Source organism: Pedobacter metabolipauper, from assembly GCF_004362715.1.
GTDB classification, from domain to species: domain Bacteria; phylum Bacteroidota; class Bacteroidia; order Sphingobacteriales; family Sphingobacteriaceae; genus Pedobacter; species Pedobacter metabolipauper.
Genome location: NZ_SNYC01000004.1, coordinates 344,196 through 362,767 on the forward strand (window position 1 = coordinate 344,196; position 18,572 = coordinate 362,767).

General features: G+C 38.0%; 17 protein-coding genes. 8 read left to right on the plus strand and 9 right to left on the minus strand.

Going from position 1 to position 18,572, the window contains the following annotated elements; all coding sequences use genetic code 11:
- Positions 1-49: 49 nt before the first annotated feature.
- Positions 50-1,588, plus strand: coding sequence for a YifB family Mg chelatase-like AAA ATPase (locus tag ATK78_RS08125; RefSeq protein WP_133575591.1), 1,539 nt, complete (start codon positions 50-52; stop codon positions 1,586-1,588).
- Positions 1,589-1,598: 10 nt separating this feature from the next.
- On the opposite strand, the gene ATK78_RS08130 is transcribed toward ATK78_RS08125, so the two are convergent.
- Positions 1,599-1,859: a hypothetical protein gene (locus ATK78_RS08130; RefSeq protein WP_133575592.1), complete on the minus strand. Its 261-nt coding sequence runs from the start codon at positions 1,857-1,859 to the stop codon at positions 1,599-1,601.
- A 241-nt stretch (positions 1,860-2,100) separates the two neighbouring features.
- Here ATK78_RS08130 and ATK78_RS08135 point away from each other — a divergent pair, with 241 nt between their 5' ends.
- Positions 2,101-4,248, plus strand: a complete 2,148-nt coding sequence (locus tag ATK78_RS08135) for a S9 family peptidase (RefSeq protein WP_133575593.1) — start codon at positions 2,101-2,103, stop codon at positions 4,246-4,248.
- 100 nt (positions 4,249-4,348) lie between these two features.
- On the opposite strand, the gene ATK78_RS08140 is transcribed toward ATK78_RS08135, so the two are convergent.
- The 4 genes from ATK78_RS08140 to htpG form a co-directional block, all read right to left on the minus strand.
- A complete protein-coding gene (locus ATK78_RS08140; protein WP_133575594.1) occupies positions 4,349-5,617 on the minus strand; it encodes an outer membrane beta-barrel protein in 1,269 nt (422 codons plus the stop codon).
- Positions 5,604-6,173 carry an RNA polymerase sigma factor gene (locus ATK78_RS08145; protein ID WP_133575595.1) on the minus strand — a complete coding sequence of 190 codons (570 nt, stop codon included), beginning with the start codon at positions 6,171-6,173 and terminating at the stop codon, positions 5,604-5,606. Before ATK78_RS08145 ends, ATK78_RS08140 begins: the two co-directional genes overlap by 14 nt.
- A 100-nt stretch (positions 6,174-6,273) precedes the next feature.
- The gene (locus ATK78_RS08150) at positions 6,274-6,975 is read right to left on the minus strand and encodes a DUF4397 domain-containing protein (protein WP_133575596.1); all 702 of its coding nucleotides are present in this window, start codon (positions 6,973-6,975) and stop codon (positions 6,274-6,276) included.
- A 173-nt stretch (positions 6,976-7,148) separates the two neighbouring features.
- A complete protein-coding gene (gene htpG, locus ATK78_RS08155) occupies positions 7,149-9,038 on the minus strand; it encodes a molecular chaperone HtpG (RefSeq protein ID WP_208112330.1) in 1,890 nt (629 codons plus the stop codon).
- 156 nt (positions 9,039-9,194) lie between these two features.
- Here htpG and ATK78_RS08160 point away from each other — a divergent pair, with 156 nt between their 5' ends.
- The 3 genes from ATK78_RS08160 to def all read left to right on the plus strand — a co-directional run bounded on the left by ATK78_RS08160 (position 9,195) and on the right by def (position 11,586).
- On the plus strand, positions 9,195-9,695 hold the full coding sequence (locus ATK78_RS08160) for an HmuY family protein (protein ID WP_133575597.1): 501 nt from the start codon (positions 9,195-9,197) through the stop codon (positions 9,693-9,695).
- Positions 9,696-9,783: 88 nt separating this feature from the next.
- Complete coding sequence (locus ATK78_RS08165; protein ID WP_133575598.1) at positions 9,784-11,013, plus strand: M16 family metallopeptidase; 1,230 nt, start codon at positions 9,784-9,786, stop codon at positions 11,011-11,013.
- A gap of 18 nt (positions 11,014-11,031) precedes the next feature.
- On the plus strand, positions 11,032-11,586 hold the full coding sequence (gene def / locus ATK78_RS08170; protein WP_133575599.1) for a peptide deformylase: 555 nt from the start codon (positions 11,032-11,034) through the stop codon (positions 11,584-11,586).
- Here def and ATK78_RS08175 read toward each other — a convergent pair.
- From ATK78_RS08175 to ATK78_RS08185, 3 genes are read right to left on the minus strand one after another with little or no spacing between them, the layout of a single operon-like run.
- A complete protein-coding gene (locus ATK78_RS08175; RefSeq protein ID WP_133575600.1) occupies positions 11,583-12,224 on the minus strand; it encodes a peptidase associated/transthyretin-like domain-containing protein in 642 nt (213 codons plus the stop codon). The two genes, def and ATK78_RS08175, sit on opposite strands and share 4 nt — an antisense overlap.
- Before the next feature lie 54 nt (positions 12,225-12,278).
- Positions 12,279-12,524 carry a NifU family protein gene (locus ATK78_RS08180; RefSeq protein WP_133575601.1) on the minus strand — a complete coding sequence of 82 codons (246 nt, stop codon included), beginning with the start codon at positions 12,522-12,524 and terminating at the stop codon, positions 12,279-12,281.
- Between the two features lie 46 nt (positions 12,525-12,570).
- Positions 12,571-13,644, minus strand: coding sequence for an Mrp/NBP35 family ATP-binding protein (locus ATK78_RS08185; protein ID WP_208112331.1), 1,074 nt, complete (start codon positions 13,642-13,644; stop codon positions 12,571-12,573).
- Positions 13,645-13,862: 218 nt separating this feature from the next.
- On the opposite strand from ATK78_RS08185, the gene ATK78_RS08190 reads away from it, so the two are divergent.
- The 3 genes from ATK78_RS08190 to ATK78_RS08200 are packed head-to-tail and all read left to right on the plus strand — an operon-like array spanning position 13,863 to position 17,328.
- A complete protein-coding gene (locus tag ATK78_RS08190; RefSeq protein ID WP_133575602.1) occupies positions 13,863-16,031 on the plus strand; it encodes a transglycosylase domain-containing protein in 2,169 nt (722 codons plus the stop codon).
- 33 nt (positions 16,032-16,064) lie between these two features.
- Positions 16,065-16,622: a hypoxanthine phosphoribosyltransferase gene (hpt, locus tag ATK78_RS08195; RefSeq protein ID WP_133575603.1), complete on the plus strand. Its 558-nt coding sequence runs from the start codon at positions 16,065-16,067 to the stop codon at positions 16,620-16,622.
- Between the two features lie 46 nt (positions 16,623-16,668).
- Positions 16,669-17,328, plus strand: coding sequence for a phosphatidylserine decarboxylase family protein (locus tag ATK78_RS08200; RefSeq protein ID WP_133575604.1), 660 nt, complete (start codon positions 16,669-16,671; stop codon positions 17,326-17,328).
- Between the two features lie 104 nt (positions 17,329-17,432).
- On the opposite strand, the gene ATK78_RS08205 is transcribed toward ATK78_RS08200, so the two are convergent.
- Positions 17,433-18,563, minus strand: a complete 1,131-nt coding sequence (locus ATK78_RS08205) for a mechanosensitive ion channel family protein (RefSeq protein WP_133575605.1) — start codon at positions 18,561-18,563, stop codon at positions 17,433-17,435.
- Between the last annotated feature and the right edge of the window lie 9 nt (positions 18,564-18,572).

Genomic DNA, 18,572 nt, shown 5'->3' on the forward strand with positions numbered 1-18,572 from the left:
CAATATCTATTTCAGCATAAGTTAGTCAGAACCATTATAGGATCTGATTATGCTTGTAAAAACTTTCGGAAGTGCCGTCTTTGGCGTAAATGCCTTAACTATAACTATTGAGGTAAGTATTGGCGGCGGTAACCGCTACCATATTGTAGGTTTACCGGATAATGCCATTAAAGAAAGTCTTAGAAGGGTAGAGAGTGCAATACAATCTGCCGGGCTAAAGATGCCCAGGCAAAAGATTGTGATCAACCTGGCTCCTGCTGATATCCGTAAGGAAGGGTCGGCCTATGACCTTCCAATCGCCATAGCTATTCTCGCTGCATCCGGACAAATAGAAAGCCGGGAGATTGATCAATTCTTCATTATGGGAGAACTTTCTTTAGATGGCGGCCTTCAACCCATTAAAGGAGCTTTACCGATATCCATACAGGCAAGGTCTGCCGGGTTTAAGGGTTTCATTTTACCTAAAGACAATTCCAGGGAGGCTGCCATAGTTAGCGAACTGCAGGTGTTTGGGATGTCTAACCTCAGCGAGGTTATTTCATTTTTTAATGGAAGCCAGGAATTTGATCCGGTTAAAGTAAATACCAGGGATGAATTTTTCAGTAATGTGAATAGTTATGCTCATGATTTTTCGGACGTAAAAGGGCAGGAAAATATCAAAAGGGCATTAGAGATTGCTGCTGCCGGCGGGCATAATTTAATTCTTATTGGCCCACCCGGAGCAGGGAAGACGATGCTGGCTAAGCGTTTACCGACCATATTACCTCCGCTTAATCTCCAGGAGGCACTCGAAACCACTAAAATACACTCTGTTGCGGGTAAACTCAGCGCTTCAGATGCATTGATGACAGAGCGGCCATATAGAAGTCCGCACCATACCATTTCAGACATGGCATTGGTTGGCGGAGGTGCAAATCCGCAGCCCGGGGAGATTTCCCTTGCGCACAATGGCGTTCTGTTTTTAGATGAACTGCCTGAATTTAAGCGAAGTGTTCTTGAGGTAATGCGGCAACCGCTGGAAGACCGTGAAGTAACCATTTCAAGATCGCGGCTGAGTGTAATCTATCCTGCGAGTTTTATGCTGATCGCATCGATGAACCCCTGCCCCTGTGGTTTCTATAACCATCCGGATAAAGAATGTACTTGCGGACCTGGTGTTGTTCAAAAATACCTAAGCAAAATTTCTGGCCCATTATTAGACCGTATCGATCTTCATGTTGAAGTTACCCCGGTAAATTTTAATGAATTAACCTCTTCTGTTGAATCTGAAAAGAGTGAAAAGATACGTAGTCGCGTAATTAAGGCCCGGGAAATTCAGGACATTCGTTTCTCCGGGCACCCAGACTTACATTACAATGCCCAGATGAGTCCGAATATGGTTCGTAATATTTGTATCATTAGTGATGCTGGTCAGGTGCTGATTAAAAGGGCTATGGAGAAATTGGGACTGTCTGCAAGGGCATATGACCGGATACTGAAGGTTTCCAGAACCATTGCTGATTTAGAAGGCAGTTCAGAAATTAGTTTGGAACATCTTGCCGAGGCCATTCATTACCGAAGCCTGGATAGAAATAGCTGGGCTGGTTAATGGTTAATGGTTAATCCTCTTCAGGATCTTCATCCCCTTCTTCCTCTTCAGGGACATACGCAAGGATCTCGCGACCAATGGCATTGATCTCTTCATCGGTTTCAAAAACAGGTGTTCCTGTTTCAGGATCTAGTTTAATCCATTGCAGGTCCGTATCTTTTTGAATAGAAAGGTATTCTTTCCCTTCTTTAAAAATTACATAAACATCGTTTCCTTCAGGGAATACGGCATAATCGATGTTTCCTATACTAATGTCAAATGGTTGCTGCATATTATCTCTATTAATTCCAACCTACCTTAAGAATGAATATTTATGGTCGCTAGTTTAAGCTGTACTGCCTAACCGCACCCAAATCTCTTAAAGTTCAGATCGTAGCAAAATTAAGAAATATTTGGCGGTCTGTATGCTGCTCTTTAATATCAATTAGGCATTAAATAGAAAAGTTATGGGACCATGAGATGCAATTCATCAATAAAACCTTAATTTTATTATTGAACCAAACCAGATAAGTATGAAGAAAATTTTACCGGGATTATTGCTGCTGAGTGCAGCCTTGTCCTGTACAAACAAAAACGAAAAAATGGAACCCTACAAATGGCCTGATGCCAAAGCCCCAATCGCTGATATTAAACCTTTTACAAGAATCTTACATGGTGATACTGTTGTTGACAATTACTATTGGATGATTGACTACTTTAAGAAAGGGCCAGACAGTACAAAGGTTGTGGACTACCTTTCTGCAGAAAATAAATACCTGGATACGATGATGAGCGGTTCTAAGGCATTTCGTGAAGATCTGTTCAAAGAACTAAAAGGCAGGATCAAGGAAAAAGACGAATCTGTTCCTGTTTTTAACAATGGATATTATTACTATAGTAAAACCGAAGATGGTAAACAATATTACAAATACTGTCGTAAGAAAGGCGATTTAAACGCCAAGGAAGAAGTTTTACTGGATGTTGATGAAATGGCCAAGGGCCATCCTTATTATTCAGCGACAGGATTTAGCATTAGCCCTGACAATAAGTTAATTGCTTACGGCGTAGATAAGGTATCTCGTCGTCAATATACCCTGTATATTAAAAACCTGGAAACAGGAGAGATCTTTAAAGACCAGATTGATAACACAGAGGGTGATGCCGTTTGGGCCGCAGATAATAAAACCCTTTTCTATACGTCAAAGAACCCGGTGACTTTACTAAGCGAAAAGATCAAGAAACACAAGTTGGGAACCGATGCTAAACAAGATGTAATTGTTTATGAAGAAAAGGATAAGTCCAATTATATTGGTGCTGGAAAGAGCAAATCAGGAAAATACATTTTCATTTACTCTTCAGCAACCTTATCTGATGAAATTAGAATGATTGATGCTTCAAAGCCCGATGATGCTTTTAAAGTATTCCAACCAAGGATGAAGGATGTGAAATATGATGTGGTAGCCCTGGATGACAAGTTTTTAATTGTTACCAACTGGAATGCGACCAACTTTCGTTTGATGGAAACCCCACTTAACCAAACAGGAAGAGAAAATTGGAAAGAAGTTATACCGAACCGTAAAGATGTTCTTCTATCTGGCGTGGACGAGTTTAAAGATTACATTGTACTTGCGGAACGCAAAAATGGTCTTGCCCAGCTTCGGGTAAGAAGCCTAAACGGACCGGAACATTACATTGATTTTGGAGAACCGACTTATACGGCCAGAATTGGATCTAATCCGGATTATAACAGTAAAACGGTACGGTACATTTATACATCCATGACTACCCCTATTTCTACTTATGATTATGATATGGTTACCAAGGAGAAGGTGTTAAAGAAACAGCAGGAGATCATTGGAGGTTATAATAAAGAGGACTACGTTACTGAACGTTTGTTTGCTACCGCTAAAGACGGAACAAAAATACCCATTTCATTAGTGTATAAAAAGGGACTTAAAAAAGATGGAACTGCACCTCTTTTGCTCTATGCTTATGGATCTTACGGTTCAAGTATGGATGCTGGTTTTTCCAGCAACAATTTAAGCTTATTAAACAGAGGCTTTGTTTATGCGATTGCACACATTCGCGGTGGACAGGAGATGGGCAGATACTGGTATGATGATGGTAAACTCATGAAAAAGATGAATACTTTTACCGATTTTATCGACTGTGGTAAATTTTTGATTGATCAGAAATTTACAGGTAAAGGTCATTTATATGCTCAGGGCGGTAGTGCTGGCGGTCTTTTAATGGGTGCAGTAATTAACCTTGCCCCTGATCTTTGGAATGGGATACTTGCGCACGTTCCGTTTGTGGATGTTGTAAATACGATGTTGGATGAGAGCATTCCACTTACCACAAATGAGTTTGATGAATGGGGAAATCCTAAAGATAAAGAGGCATACTTTTATATGAAAAGTTACTCTCCATATGAAAATATAGACAAGAAAGATTATCCGAATATGCTGGTAACTACCGGTCTTCACGATAGCCAGGTACAATATTTTGAGCCGGCTAAGTGGGTAGCCAAGCTTCGGGCAACAAAAACGGACAAGCACTTACTTCTGCTTAAGACAGATATGGATTTTGGCCACGGTGGTGCTTCCGGAAGATTTGATTATCTAAAAGATGTTTCCTTAAATTATGCCTTCTTGTTTAGTCTGGAAGGAATTACTAAATAAAAAGGGATTCCATCAATTTAAAATGCTCCAAAAAGTCAGACACTTTTTGGAGCATTTTAAATTGATCGGAACATCTTGCTATAGGTTCTGGTTATCGATTCTAGAAATCTAATTTTAGCCGTACTCCAGCACCAATCAGGCGTAAGTTTTCTGTTGTCGCTTCTTTCATGGGAACTTTCATAAATGGCTCTACAGAAAATGAATTGCTTTTTGAAAGCTTCTGCCGATATCCAAATGAAAAATTATAAAACCCTAAGTATTTAGGATCTTTAATTTCTGATTCCGGAACATTCTCTGAAACTCTTTCATTTACCAGAAAAGTCGAAAAACCATTATTTCCCGGTAATGCTGTCTGGTATTGAACTTTTGACTGAATATAATTATTACTTTGTTTTTGATCTAGTACTGCAAATGCAGAAACACCAACATTTGCGTAAATATTCTTACTTAAATTGTATTTAAACTCCAATGGAATATCTATTCCTGTAATGCGCGCATCTGTAGACTGCAGGCTTTTACTTACATCACTACTTACAATTGAACCGGTTGACGGGTCAGACATCGTACCGTCATTTACACCGGCATTCCTGGAAGAACTCATCTCACCATATGAAATACCTGAGTTTACGGAAAACTTATTACTTAGGGCATACTCCATACTAACGCCATAGCCCATATTCAATTTTTTTGCATTCCCAATTGAAGGGGCCACGACTAATCCCATAGCCCATTTATTGTTATTTTTAGCATCTTCTTTTTTAGTTTCGGATAAAGACAAAGATTTGTTAATCCTGCTTTCATTTTCCAGGAAGTCTAAAATAGAAGGCTTTTTAACTTCCTGATCCGTACCCACCCGAACAACTGCCTGTTCCATTATTGGATTTTTCCAGGCTAAAGATTCTTTTACCGAAGACGCCTTTAAAATCGAATCTTCTTTTACACTGACCATTGAGATTTGCTCTGCATGCCTATTTTTATCAATCGCTGTAACCGGTTGTACCCCATTTTGACCGGTACTTCTTGTATTGGCAGAATGAGCCAATACATCGTGCTGCTCTGGATCAATTAAAGATCCTGCCTTCTTAGACTCTGTGGTGACTTGACTTGACTTATCCTGACCACTTGTTTTATCTGGAATACTTAGGGATTTAGTATCCAAAGTAAAGTAAACAGCAACCCCTATCAAGAGTGCAGCGGCAACACCACTTAAGCTCCCGATCCAAAAGGCCAACCCTCTTCTCTTGTCCTCTTTTTTGTTAAAATCTTCCCACGAGCCGGGAACATACGCCTCTTTATGGTTGATCAGTTGTTCTTTGATCAACGCAATCAATTCATCTTCGTTTGGCTTTATTTTTTTAATTGGCGGCATACGACTGAATTAAAGTTTTTGAATACAGATCTCTTAATTTATTCTTGGCCCTGGCCAGGTATACCCTGCACGAACTTTCCGGAATACTTAGCATTTTGGAGATTTCATCGTGCGAGAACCCCTCAATTTCATAAAGATTAAATACCATACGGTGTGTATCTGGAAGGGCCTCGAGAAGCTTTAAAATATCCTGTACATTTAGTTGAGAGATCACGCTTATATCGGTTAAGGGGTGCTGTTCTTCGATCATATCATCTACATACAGATGTATTTTTTTTGACCTTAAAAAGTCTATTGCGGTACGGGATGAAATTTTTGCCGCCCAGCCCTTAAATGCTTTTTGCAATTCTACGCTTTCCTTTGGAAAACGAAACTGTCCTATACTTTTAAAAATTTTAATAAAGCTGTCGTTAACCAGTTCCTGAGCATCACTTCTTTCTTTTACATAACGCAAAATAACGCCCATTAAATACCCATAGAATGATTTATAGATCATTTCTTTACTCTTGTTGTCATTTTTCAAACATCCCGCTATAGCCTCTTCAAACCTGAGCATTTATGGTATGGCAATTAAGGATTATTTCGTTTACTCATAGGAGTTACTTTTTTACATTTTTAGCCGGACCATTAAGGGCCCGGCTAGATGGTGGTAGATGTTATTTGTGTGTGAAAACAGCTACTCCAAGTTTTTTATCGTCTGTGGCGGCTTTTAATCCTTTTACCCAAATGGTATAGATCTTACCCGACTCAATTTTTACGTTTTCAATTTTTGTCTCAACTGTTCCATCTGCACCTTTAACATTAAAGGTCACATTATCAGCCGCATCAATAGGTTCAAAGGTACTATACTCTTTGAATAATTTGTTGGTAAACAGGTCGGTATCTTTTCCGGCTATGTTTAAATTTAAGGCAGCGGCGTCAGGACTTAGGTTTACAAAACGCACCCTCGCTTTACCTGCTGCAGGTGCAGTAAGGTCATCTTTTAAAAGTAGAAATTTAGCAGCTTCAAATCTATCGATTACAAATAACGAATAGCCAAACTGAGGGTCAAGGTTAAACATTTCGGATATTACAGAGGTTGTTGTTCCTTTTTTTGAAATGCTCAATCTTCTGTTTCCTGAATATAAGTTTAAATAATCAATTTTATTGGTATACGCAAAATCAGCGGTGTTTGCTTTAGTATTATCCACATAGAAATCAAGCAGTTCAGTTGTTGGTGATGCATGGATTACACTTAAACCAGAGATTGGCTGTTGATAATATTCATCGTTCTTTGTACAGGAAATCATTACAGCTGATAGTGTTAAGGCAGCAATAAGCATTTTAGCTGTAGATTTAAAATTTGTTGATATGTTCATGATTAAATTTTTAATAATAGTAAAACAGTTCGGTTAATGGCCATTAACTCTTTTTCTTCTTATACGAGCTAACCATAGAAAACGCTACACGCCTATTAAATTTTCTTATTCCATTAAAAAGTCCCGTTATGGCAAAACCATAACGGGACTAATTTATTGGGTAACTAATCTGATTATATTAACTCTACACTTCTGCTTACAAATGCGGTAAGTTCAGCACCAGTAAGCATACCCTGAGCCAGCAATGCTAAGTCTACAGCTTGCTTAGCCAGTTTGCTCTGAGCTTCGGTATCGGTTTCTGAAAGAATTTTTCCAATCAGCTTATGGTTGCCGTTCACAGCAACTTTATAGCTATCCGGCATGTTGCCATAAAAGCCCATGCCACCTCCCATTTGAGCCATGTCCTTCATGCGACGCATAAATTCATCCATAGTTACCGTTACTGGCAGTTCCTCTGGATTAAGGCCTACAATTTCTACCTGGTACCCTGGTTTGTTAATCGCCTTATCAAAAATCTCAGACACTTGTTTTGACTGATCTTCTGTTAATACGGACTCTGTGATCTCATCCTTTTCAATTAGCTTACTTGCTACGCTGGAATCCACCCTTCTTAAGGCTGTTTTTTCCAATTTCTGCTCCAGCTGATTTACAAAATGATTGTCAATTGGAGAATTCATCAGTAATACATCGTATTCTTTTTTGTTTGCTGACTGGATAAAACTATCTTGTTTATCAGGATCGTTTGAATAGATATAGATCAGCTGTCCATTTTTATCCGTTTGAAAATCTTTAACTTTCTCGCGGTATTCTTCTAAAGTAAAGTGTTCATTTTTAGTATTGGTTAACAGGGCGAAGTCCTTTGCTTTGTCATAGAATTTCTCTTCGCTTACCATTCCGTATTTTACGAACAGACCGATGTCACTCCACTTTTCTTCATATGCTTTACGGTCTTTATTATACAGTTCGTGCAATTTATCAGCTACTTTTTTAGTAATGTAGCTATTGATCTTTTTCACATTGCTGTCTGCCTGTAGAAAGCTTCTCGAAACATTTAATGGAATATCCGGAGAGTCAATTACCCCATGCAGGAGCATTAAGAATTCAGGAACGATATCTTTTACCTCATCTGTTATAAATACCTGACGTGAAAACAACTTGATCTTATTCCGCTGCATGTCAAAATCATTCTTCACTTTCGGAAAATATAATACTCCGGTAAGGTTAAAGGGATAATCCACATTCAGATGGATCCAAAATAAAGGATCATCAGAAAAAGGATATAATTGTTTATAAAAAGCCAGGTAATCTTCATCTGACAAATCTGCAGGTGCCTTTGTCCAAATTGGATTGGTTGTGTTGATGATATTGTCAACCTCTACATCTTTGGTCTTTGGCTTTCCTTCTTCATCTTCTCCATCAGGCTCTTGTTCTGTCTTTGTTCCAAATTTGATTGGCACTGGCAAGAACTTACCGTATTTATCTAAAATCTCTTCCAGTTTGCCTTTTTCCAAAAATTCTTCAGACTCTGCATTTACATGCAAGATGATCTGTGTGCCTCGTGTTGTTCTGTTTCCTGCAGTAATTTCGAATTCTGTGCTTCCATCGCATACCCAACGTGCTGGTTCTGCGCCTTCCTGATAAGATAAGGTTTGGATCTCTACCAGGTCTGAAACCATGAATGCAGAATAAAAGCCCAATCCAAATTTACCTATGATCTCATTTGCATCCTTCGCGTCTTTGAATTTTTCGACAAACTCACTTGCTCCGGAAAAAGCAACCTGGTTAATGTATTTTTTAATTTCTTCTGCTGTCATTCCCAAACCATTATCTGTAATGGTTATGGTCTTTTGATCCTTGTCAACAGCAACCTCTACCAAGGGGTTGCCCAATTCTCCATTATACTGACCGAGAGCAGCTAGTCTTTTTATTTTTTGTACCGCGTCTACGGCGTTAGATACCAGCTCTCTTAAAAAGATCTCGTTGTCTGAATACAGGAATTTCTTGATGATTGGGAAGATGTTCTCCGTGTGAATGGATATCGTTCCTTTTTCTTCGATGCTCATATGTTAACTGTTTTTTAAGTACATAAGCAGACTATCAATGCCTATTCCAAAATGGATTTGTTGTCAAATTGACAGTATGATCTTTATAAATTCCTGTCCGTTCATTAGAATTATTCTAAATAGTTTTGTTTATTTGTATAATTAGATCAAATCACGATGAATAAACTAGTTTATATCCTGTTAACAGGACTATTTTTAAATACTGCTGCATCAGCACAAGCCATAAGAACAGAGAAAAACCTGGACGCTAAAACTAAAACTTCTTTTTTTAACCTTGAAACAGGTAAAGCGGTAAAAGAAACAGAAGTTTGGGATTTGGCTTTTAAAGGAACAACGATAAAATTAAACAGCAGCTCAAAGGTTAAGGTAACTGCTCAGGTTTTAAAAGATAGCAGCTTTGACAAAGTGTTAAAAGCTCCCGCTACCGGCTTTAAAGAGGATACTCAAAGTACAAGTGCCATTCCTACCGGATCTGGAAATGGATGGTATACTTATGACATGTCTACGCATGAGATCCAGCCAATTAAAGACCGGGTAATTATTGTAAAGACATCTGGCGGAAAAGTGATAAAACTTGATATTCAAAGCTACTACCTGGATCAGGATGAATTTGGGGAAACCGGTTTTTATACCTTTAGGTATGCCGCATTAAAATAATAGCTTTCTACCTGTTAGCCGTTATCTATCTGTTCAATACTGAAATAGTATAACCACATGATATTTTTCTGCTTACCTTTGCCTGGTAATGGAATATAATGTTCATACCCTGCCTAATGGCATCCGCTTACTTCATGTGCCTTCTGCATCTGCAATATCACATGCCTGCATCATTGTAAATAGCGGATCGAGGGACGAGAAAGAAGATCAGTCGGGATTAGCTCATTTTATTGAGCACCTTGTTTTTAAACGTACAGAAAAGAGAAATACCAACCAGATTTTAAATCGGCTGGAGAGTGTTGGAGCTGATCTGAATGCATATACAACAAAAGAATATACTTGTATTCATGCTTCTTTTTTAAACCCTTACCTGGACCGTACCTTAGAATTATTTAACGATATCATTTTTCATTCTACCTTTCCTGAAGATGAGATAGAAAAAGAAAAAAGTGTGATCTTAGATGAAATTGCATCATATCAGGATCAGCCTGAAGAAGCCATATATGATGATTTTGAAGATCTTCTTTTTGCAGATCATCCATTGGGCAGAAATATTCTTGGTACTGTTGAGTCTGTAGATGCGCTAACGCAAAAGAATGTAAAGCAATTTATAAAAGACAATTACCATACGGATAAAATAGTTGTTGCTGTAATTGGGAATTATAGTTTTCAAAAGCTTACTCATATAGGCACGAAGTATTATAGTGATATTGAGGAGAACTTATTTTCGGAAACCAGGAAAGCTCCTAAACCGGCTAAGATTTTTACCCAGGGACTTCAAAAACCAATTGCCCAATCACATACTGTATTAGGTATACAGGCCTATTCCTTACATCACCCTTATAAAACCGGCTTACTTCTTTTAAATAATCACTTTGGGGGAACCGGGATGAGTTCTGTACTAAACCTTCAAATCCGGGAAAAATACGGTATTGCCTATACAATTGAAAGTAGCTTTAGTCCGTTAACTGATACCGGGATTTTCACACTTTATTTCGGAACAGATAAAGAAAAATCAGACCGCGCGTTGAACCTCATCTTTAAAGAATTTAAAAAACTAAGAGAAAAACCTCTAACAGAACTTCAGCTGCAAAAAGCGAAGAACAAGTTTATTGGACAGATTGCCCTTGGTGAGGAAAATCGTATCGGACTAATCATTTCAATGGCAAAAAGCCTGATTGACTATGATAGAATTGACGATCTCCAAACTGTTTTTAACAAAATACAGGATGTGAGTACCACAGATCTCGCTGCTATTGCGGATGAAATCCTTAATGAGAATAATCTTAGTGCCCTAACTTTTTACCCTTTAGGGTAATATTTGTACCTTTGCGTTATGAAGTTACCGATTGTAGCATACGGAGATCCAGTTTTGAAAAAAGTATGCGCCCCTATTGATGAGAATTATCCGGAGTTGGATCAACTGATCACCAACATGTTTGATACCATGTATAATGCCAGCGGTGTTGGTTTGGCAGCGCCTCAAATTGGACAGGCTATCCGGTTATTTATTGTTGATACTGGAAGCGAAGACAAAAACCGCTACAAAAAAGTATTTATTAATGCAGAGATACTGGAAGAAACCGGTGAACCCTGGGCCTTTAATGAAGGATGTTTAAGCATTCCCGATATCAGGGAAGATGTAATGCGCAAACCCAATATCCGAGTTAAATATTACGATGAAAACTGGCAATTGCACGAAGAGGAAGTTACCGGAATGCCTGCCCGTGTAATACAACATGAATACGATCACATACAAGGAACGCTATTTACAGATAAGCTAAGCCTGCTGCGTAAAAGGATGCTCAAAAGTAAATTAGATTCGATTTCTAAAGGTAATGTTAAGGCTGATTACAGAATGCGTTTCCCAAACCAGAGTAAAAGGCGTTAGTTTTCTGCACTTCTGCTCTCATCACCCCTAAAAATAGACTGCATGAGCTTACCCCATGCAAACGGGTTTAATAACGGGTTGGTCTGCCGCATATTCTTGTTTAAGGAATTGAAGTGGTTTAGCCTGAAGTTAGAGCTTTGGATTTCTCCACCGTCCCTTGGCATGGTTACAATTAAACCTCCAATGCTCTGTTTTGAAAGATTTTTAGCGGCAATCAGATAATCATCATCTGCAATTTTCATGGACATAAAGTCTCTGGTAAAATCTTCTATGGTTGCCCATGGAAAAACGACAAAGGTTGGAAGGTTGATGATCTCTGCTTTCATTTTAACCATTTCGGTATACTTGGAATCATCAATTACTGCAGGTATAGGAATGATCAGGTTTTTATATCCTACTGCGGTATACAAGATTGTATCTCCGGGATGCGCAATAAAAGAGAAGAACCCTTTGTAATTGGCAGCATATACCTGACCCTTATTGGTCATATTGGTTACGGTAACATAAGGCACAACAGAATTACTATCCACATCAGTTATGATCCCTGAAAATTGGATTAATTTTTTGCCCGGAGTAATTTGCTGTGCAAAAACGCTGGAGACAAAAAAAAGCAATAAGACTGTGAATGAATACTTCATATTACAAACCTAATTGTATTAAACAATACAAGTAGTTAAATTGTGTTAAATGATTTATACTGGTTCTGCTAAGTTAACTGCAACAACTGCCGTGATTTGTGGAACGGCTTTCATAATAGCTTGTTCAATACCAGCTTTCATAGTCATAAAGCTCATTTTGCAAGATCCGCAATTTCCCAATAGCTTTAATTTAACTACATTATCCGGAGTGATCTCTTCTATTGCAACATCTCCTCCGTCTGCAATTAAATAGGGACGAATGCTTTCTAATGCCTGCTCTACTTGTTCTGTTAAATTCATCGGTTAAATTTTAAAATATAAAAATAGTAATTTTTATTATAAGTTACTAATTAGCAGACAGTGCATTATTGATCGCAATTTGCTGCGCAACCTTTCCTGCAAGTTCTGCAAACGATACGGAAAGTTTACTGGAAGCATTTAATGCAATAGGCGTGCCTTTATCTCCTGCCTCTGTAATACTCTGAACTATCGGTATTTCACCAAGAAAAGGAACTTCAAATGATTTAGCCAGCAGCTTACCCCCATCTTTACCAAAGATGTAGTATTTGTTATCTGGTAGCTCTTCTGGTGTAAAATAGGCCATATTCTCTATTACACCTAAAACAGGTATATTAATTCCCGGCATTCTGAACATGGCCAATCCTTTTCTCGTATCAGCCAGCGCCACCTGCTGTGGTGTGGTTACGATTACGGCTCCTGCTATTGGAAAGCTTTGTGTAATGGTAATGTGAATATCACCTGTTCCCGGCGGAAGGTCTACGATCAAATAATCCAGTTCACCCCAATCGGCATCATTAAACAATTGCTTCACTGCGTTTGAGGCCATTGGACCACGCCATGGCACAGGCTGATCCGGATCTGCAAAGAAACCAAGGGAAAGTAATTTTATCCCATACTTTTCAATAGGCATAATCAGGGTCTTGCCTTCAGGGGTTTCTCTTGCTCCTGGCTTGGCATTTACAAGATCGAACATCGTCGGTACAGAAGGCCCATAAATATCCGCATCAATCAATCCAACTTTAGCTCCATCTGCTGCAAGGGCAATAGCCAGATTACTTGCTACAGTAGATTTACCTACACCTCCTTTACCTGAAGAGACAAGTACAATGTTCCTGATATCTTTTAGCTGTGTGGTATCCATTGGCTTAGTTACCCTGGATGTAACATTTATCGTTACTTCTGCTTCTTTATTTACAAAATGCTTAACTGCATTTAAACATGCATTCTTTAGCATATCCTTCATTGGGCATGCGGGTGTTGTTAATTCTAAAGTAAAGCTCACCTGCATGTCTTCTATCTTTAGATCTTTAATCATGTTAAGGGTAACCAGATCTTTTTTAAGATCAGGATCTTCAACATTTCTTAAGGCATTCAGTACTTGTTCCGGACTAATAATCATTGGTACAAAGTTAACTAAAATTGAAGGGATATTCAATTTAACACGTCCCGTCACCTTGATTTTGACAATCTAACTTCTCCATTTGCAAAAAATGACATATAGAGGAAATTATAAAAAGTGATACATAAATTCATTATGCCCCTTTTTATTGTATTTTTAGCCCTAAATAAACTTTTAACTTGTATTAAGCGTTTAGCATTAAACATCTAATTTACAGCATGCATCTTCCCAAAATTAATATCCCTAAAAAATACCTAAAGATTGGCGCCTGGGTTTTAGGGGGTTTTCTGTTGCTTTTTATAATTTTAGGTTCCATCGCTTACAGTAAAAGAGAAGCCTTGCTTCAGAAAATGATTGCCAAAGCCATTGCGAAAGCCGATGCAGATTATGGCCTAAAAGTAAACATCGGGGAGGCTGGGTTTAGCGGGCTGAGTACCGTACACATGAAGAATATTTTTGTGGTGCCAAAAGACCGGGATACTTTAATTAAGATCAATGACATCACTGTAGGCGTAAAGCTTTTTCCGCTGATTGCCGGAAATGTTAAACTCTCACAAATCATTTTGAACACAGGTAAAGTTAATGTAGTGTTTAAAGACTCGCTGAGTAATCTTGATTTTTTTCTGAAACGCAAAAAAAAGGACAGTACAGAACCCAAATCTAAGGTTGATCTTGGTGACCTGGCACATAACCTGTTAAATCAGCTTTTATATAAAATCCCTGACGACCTTCAGATCAAAGATCTGTTGATTTCCGTTAATGACAACGATACTGCGCACCTTACGTTTTTAACAACCAGGGCAACCATAGACGATGGCGACCTAAGTTCAACGATACTGGTAAATACAAATGCGGCTACCTGGCATGTAAACGGAAAAGTGATGCCTGGTAAAAAACGCTTTGACATTGTGTTCTTTGCGGACAAGATGAAGGTAGAACTACCTTATCTTAACCGGAAGCTGAATGCCAAATTTAGCTTTGATACGATACGCACTGAAATGAAGAATGCAGATTATAGCGGTGATGACTTTAAGATTGAAGGTTCCTGGTCTGTAAAGAACCTCCTGATCAATCATAGTAAAATTGCAGCAAACGATATCGTTATTCCTGATGCTAAAATTAATGCCGATGTATTGATCGGGCCAAATTTTATTGCCTTGGACAGCTCTTCGACAGTTTTCTTAAAAAAAGCAGAAATACATCCTTATTTAAAATATACCCTTTCACCGGATAAGATCTACGAAGTAAAATTATCGGCGCCAGAACAAGATGCCCAAGAAGTTTTGAACTCATTTCCACAAGGGCTTTTCGAATCTTTGGATGGTTTAAAAGTAAGCGGGAAGGTTAAGTATGATCTGGCTTTCTATCTGGACAGTTCACAACCTGATAGTGTTAAGTTTTATTCTGGCTTAACCCCTACTAATTTCAAAATTCTTAAATGGGGAAAAACAAACCTTCAAAAGATCAATAAAGACTTCGTTTATACTCCCTACGAGTATGGGAAACCGATGAGAAATATCGTAATTGGCCCATCGAATCCAAATTATACTCCTCTTTCTGAAATTTCAAGCAACTTTAAAAATGCAATCCTCACCTCAGAAGATCCTTCTTTCTTTTCGCATAAAGGGTTTGTACAGGAATCTATCCGAAAGTCATTTGCTGTAAATTTTAAGGAAAAGAAATTTGTTAGAGGAGGCAGTACGATTTCTATGCAGCTGGTAAAAAATGTGTTTTTGAGCAGGCAGAAAACTTTAGCCCGTAAGGCTGAAGAAATACTGATTGTATGGCTAATTGAAAATAATGATCTGATCAGTAAGAACAGGATGCTTGAAGTTTATTTCAACATCATTGAGATGGGACAGAATGTTTATGGAATTGGTGAGGCTACCCGTCATTATTTTGGAAAAACACCTGCAGAACTCAACATTGGAGAGGGTATATTTCTGGCCAATATTGTTCCGCGTCCAAAAATTGCGCTGTATAAGTTTAGAGGAGATGGAGGATTGAAGGACTATCTGTTTAACTACTTTAAGTACCTGGGAAACATTATGGCCAGAAGAGGGTTAACCTCTCCTGATACCAGCGGCTATGGATTCTATAACGTAAGGCTTCGTGAAGGACTAAGGCAATATTTACTTCCGGACTCTGCTACAATTGATACCACAGCTTTTGACGGAGATGATCCGCTTCCGGCGATCAATACGCAGCCTGAATCTAAAAATTTATTTGATCGTTTATTTGGTACTCCCGGTAAGGATACGGTGTCAAGATCTAGGGCGGATACCATTAAAACCAAGAAACAATTGAGACAGGATAAAAGAGAAGAGCGAAGAAGAGAAAAAGAACTCCAGAAAATCCTGGAGAGCCAAAAGAAAAAAAATGAATAATCTTATAGATAACAAGCGTTTAATAATCTAATCATGAATAAGATCCAGATAGAAGATAAAGAATTTGAGATCCTTTTAGAGAACGATAATATCTGTAAGCGGACACGTCTGATCGCAATACAGATGAATGTTGATTATGAAAGCAGGTGCCCTATTTTTATTGGGGTATTGAACGGCAGCTTTCTTTTTATGGCAGACCTTTTAAAGGAAATTAACATTTCTTGTGAAGTTGGATTTATAAAGGTTTCATCCTATACAGGAACGGAAAGCAGCGGCTCCATTAAAGAAGTATTTGGTTTACCTGAAGATCTTCATAACCGCGACGTAGTTATCATTGAAGATATTGTTGATACCGGTTTTACACTTGGCTACATCTTAAATGAAGTTCATAAACAAAAGCCAGCTTCGGTAAAAGTATGTTCTTTATTATTGAAACCTACCGCATTGAAAGCCCCTATTGACGAATTGGAATATGTTGGTTTTGAGATCGCTAATGAGTTTGTTGTTGGCTATGGCCTGGATTACAATGGGCTTGGAAGAAATCTTAAAGATATATACCGGGCCAAAACTGTTGCTCCACCTTTACCTTAATTCAATATTTTTTTACAATTTTGCACAAAATTATTATTTAATAACAATGACCATACACAAAGAAGGTTACACTACCATTGCGTTATCGCTGCTTTTCATTTTTATATTGAATGCAATTATTGATTATAGATTTGCAGATATAGCCTGGCTAAGATGGATCATTTATATTTTTTCACTTGCACTATTTATTATTGTTCTGCAATTTTTCAGGAATCCATCCAGGTCATTTACATCTGGTGAAAACCTTGTCATCTGCCCTGCAGATGGAAAAGTTGTTGTTATTGAAGAAACTGAAGAAGGGGAATATTTTAAAGATAAAAGAATTCAGGTCTCCATATTTATGTCTCCCGTTAATGTTCACATCAACAGAAATCCAATCTCTGGAGTTGTCAAATTCTTCAAATACCATCCCGGAAAATACCTGGCGGCATGGAACCCGAAATCATCAACAGAGAATGAGCGCACTACAGTCGTTGTAGAGCATGCAAATGGAATTCCTGTGTTGTTCAGGCAAATTGCAGGAGCCCTTGCCAGAAGGATTGTATGGTATGTTAAAGAAGGTGATGTTGTTGACCAGGGAAAAGAATTCGGTTTCATTAAATTTGGCTCCAGGGTAGATATCTTTCTGCCTCTTGGAACCAAGGTTAACCTGGAACTAAACCAAGTGGTTAAAGGTGGGATTACGGTTCTTGCGGAACTCTCATAATCAAGTTCAATATATAACAAGACTTATTGAAATGCCCCATAAGATTATACAGTTTATGGGGCATTTTTATGCGTAGAAAATCGGGTAGTGCCTTAAATATTTAATTACTGCGGTTTTTGAACCGATGTATTTTCTTTGATTAAACGTTGAGTTGGATAGGCAAAATCAGAACCGTATTCTTTTACAATTTCAATTAACCTGAAATTGATTGCCTCTTTTACCCGGACATATTCAGCATGCTCCATATTAATGACCAGGTATAATACCTGGATATTTAATGAAGAGTCTCCGAAACCATCAAATGTTGCATAACCATCTTTAGTATTGGGGTTATCAGACAGATATTCATTTATCGATTCAAGTATTTTCTTTACATCGGCTGCCGCGGTCTCGTAGGTTAATCCAATAAAAAAGTTTACTCTTCTATAATTCCTTAAGGTAACGTTTTCAAGTACACCATCAATCATCGCCCGGTTTGGGATCACTATTGTTGTTTTATCCGGACTAATTAGCCAGGTGCTTCTAAAGCCTACTTTTTCAATAGTTCCTTCAATTCCATCTACTTTAACTGTATCACCAACTGTAAACGGCTTATCCAGGAAGATGGTAAATGACCCAATCAGATTTTCCAGACTTTCTTTAGCCGCCAGTGCAATGGCGATACCTCCAATTCCAAGTCCTGTGATTAGTGTGAGCACATTAATTTCAAAAACAAACCCGAGCAAAACAAAGAATCCCATGAAACAAATTAGGGTTTTCATTAATTCCTTTAAAAAAGGAATCAGCTGGTCGTCGGCCTTATTATTGGTTAATGATGCTTTATATTTTAAAACATGTGCAATAAAATCTACAATTCTTAATATGATCCAGAAAATGGAAAGTATGATCAGAAACAGAAAGATCTTGTCCAGGCCATCTCCAATTGTTATTGTAATTTCTTGTTTTAACTTAACTCTGTGCCAGATTACAACATCCAATGGGTGTCTTAACTGGTTTATAGCCACATAAAGTGTAAAAAATGTAATGAAAGATTCTATCGGTTTCAACAATAAAGAGACGAAGGTATCGTCTTTGATATTTTCAGCAAATTTTTTAAATCCTGAAAAAATCAATAAGCTTACCAGTCTGGAAACTATCCTTTTAAAGATCAGCCCCAGTAAAATAAATCCTGCAAAAAAGCAATATTGTTTTAAAGTATTGCCCCAAAAAATCTGATCAAAAAAACTACTATCCATACTAAAACA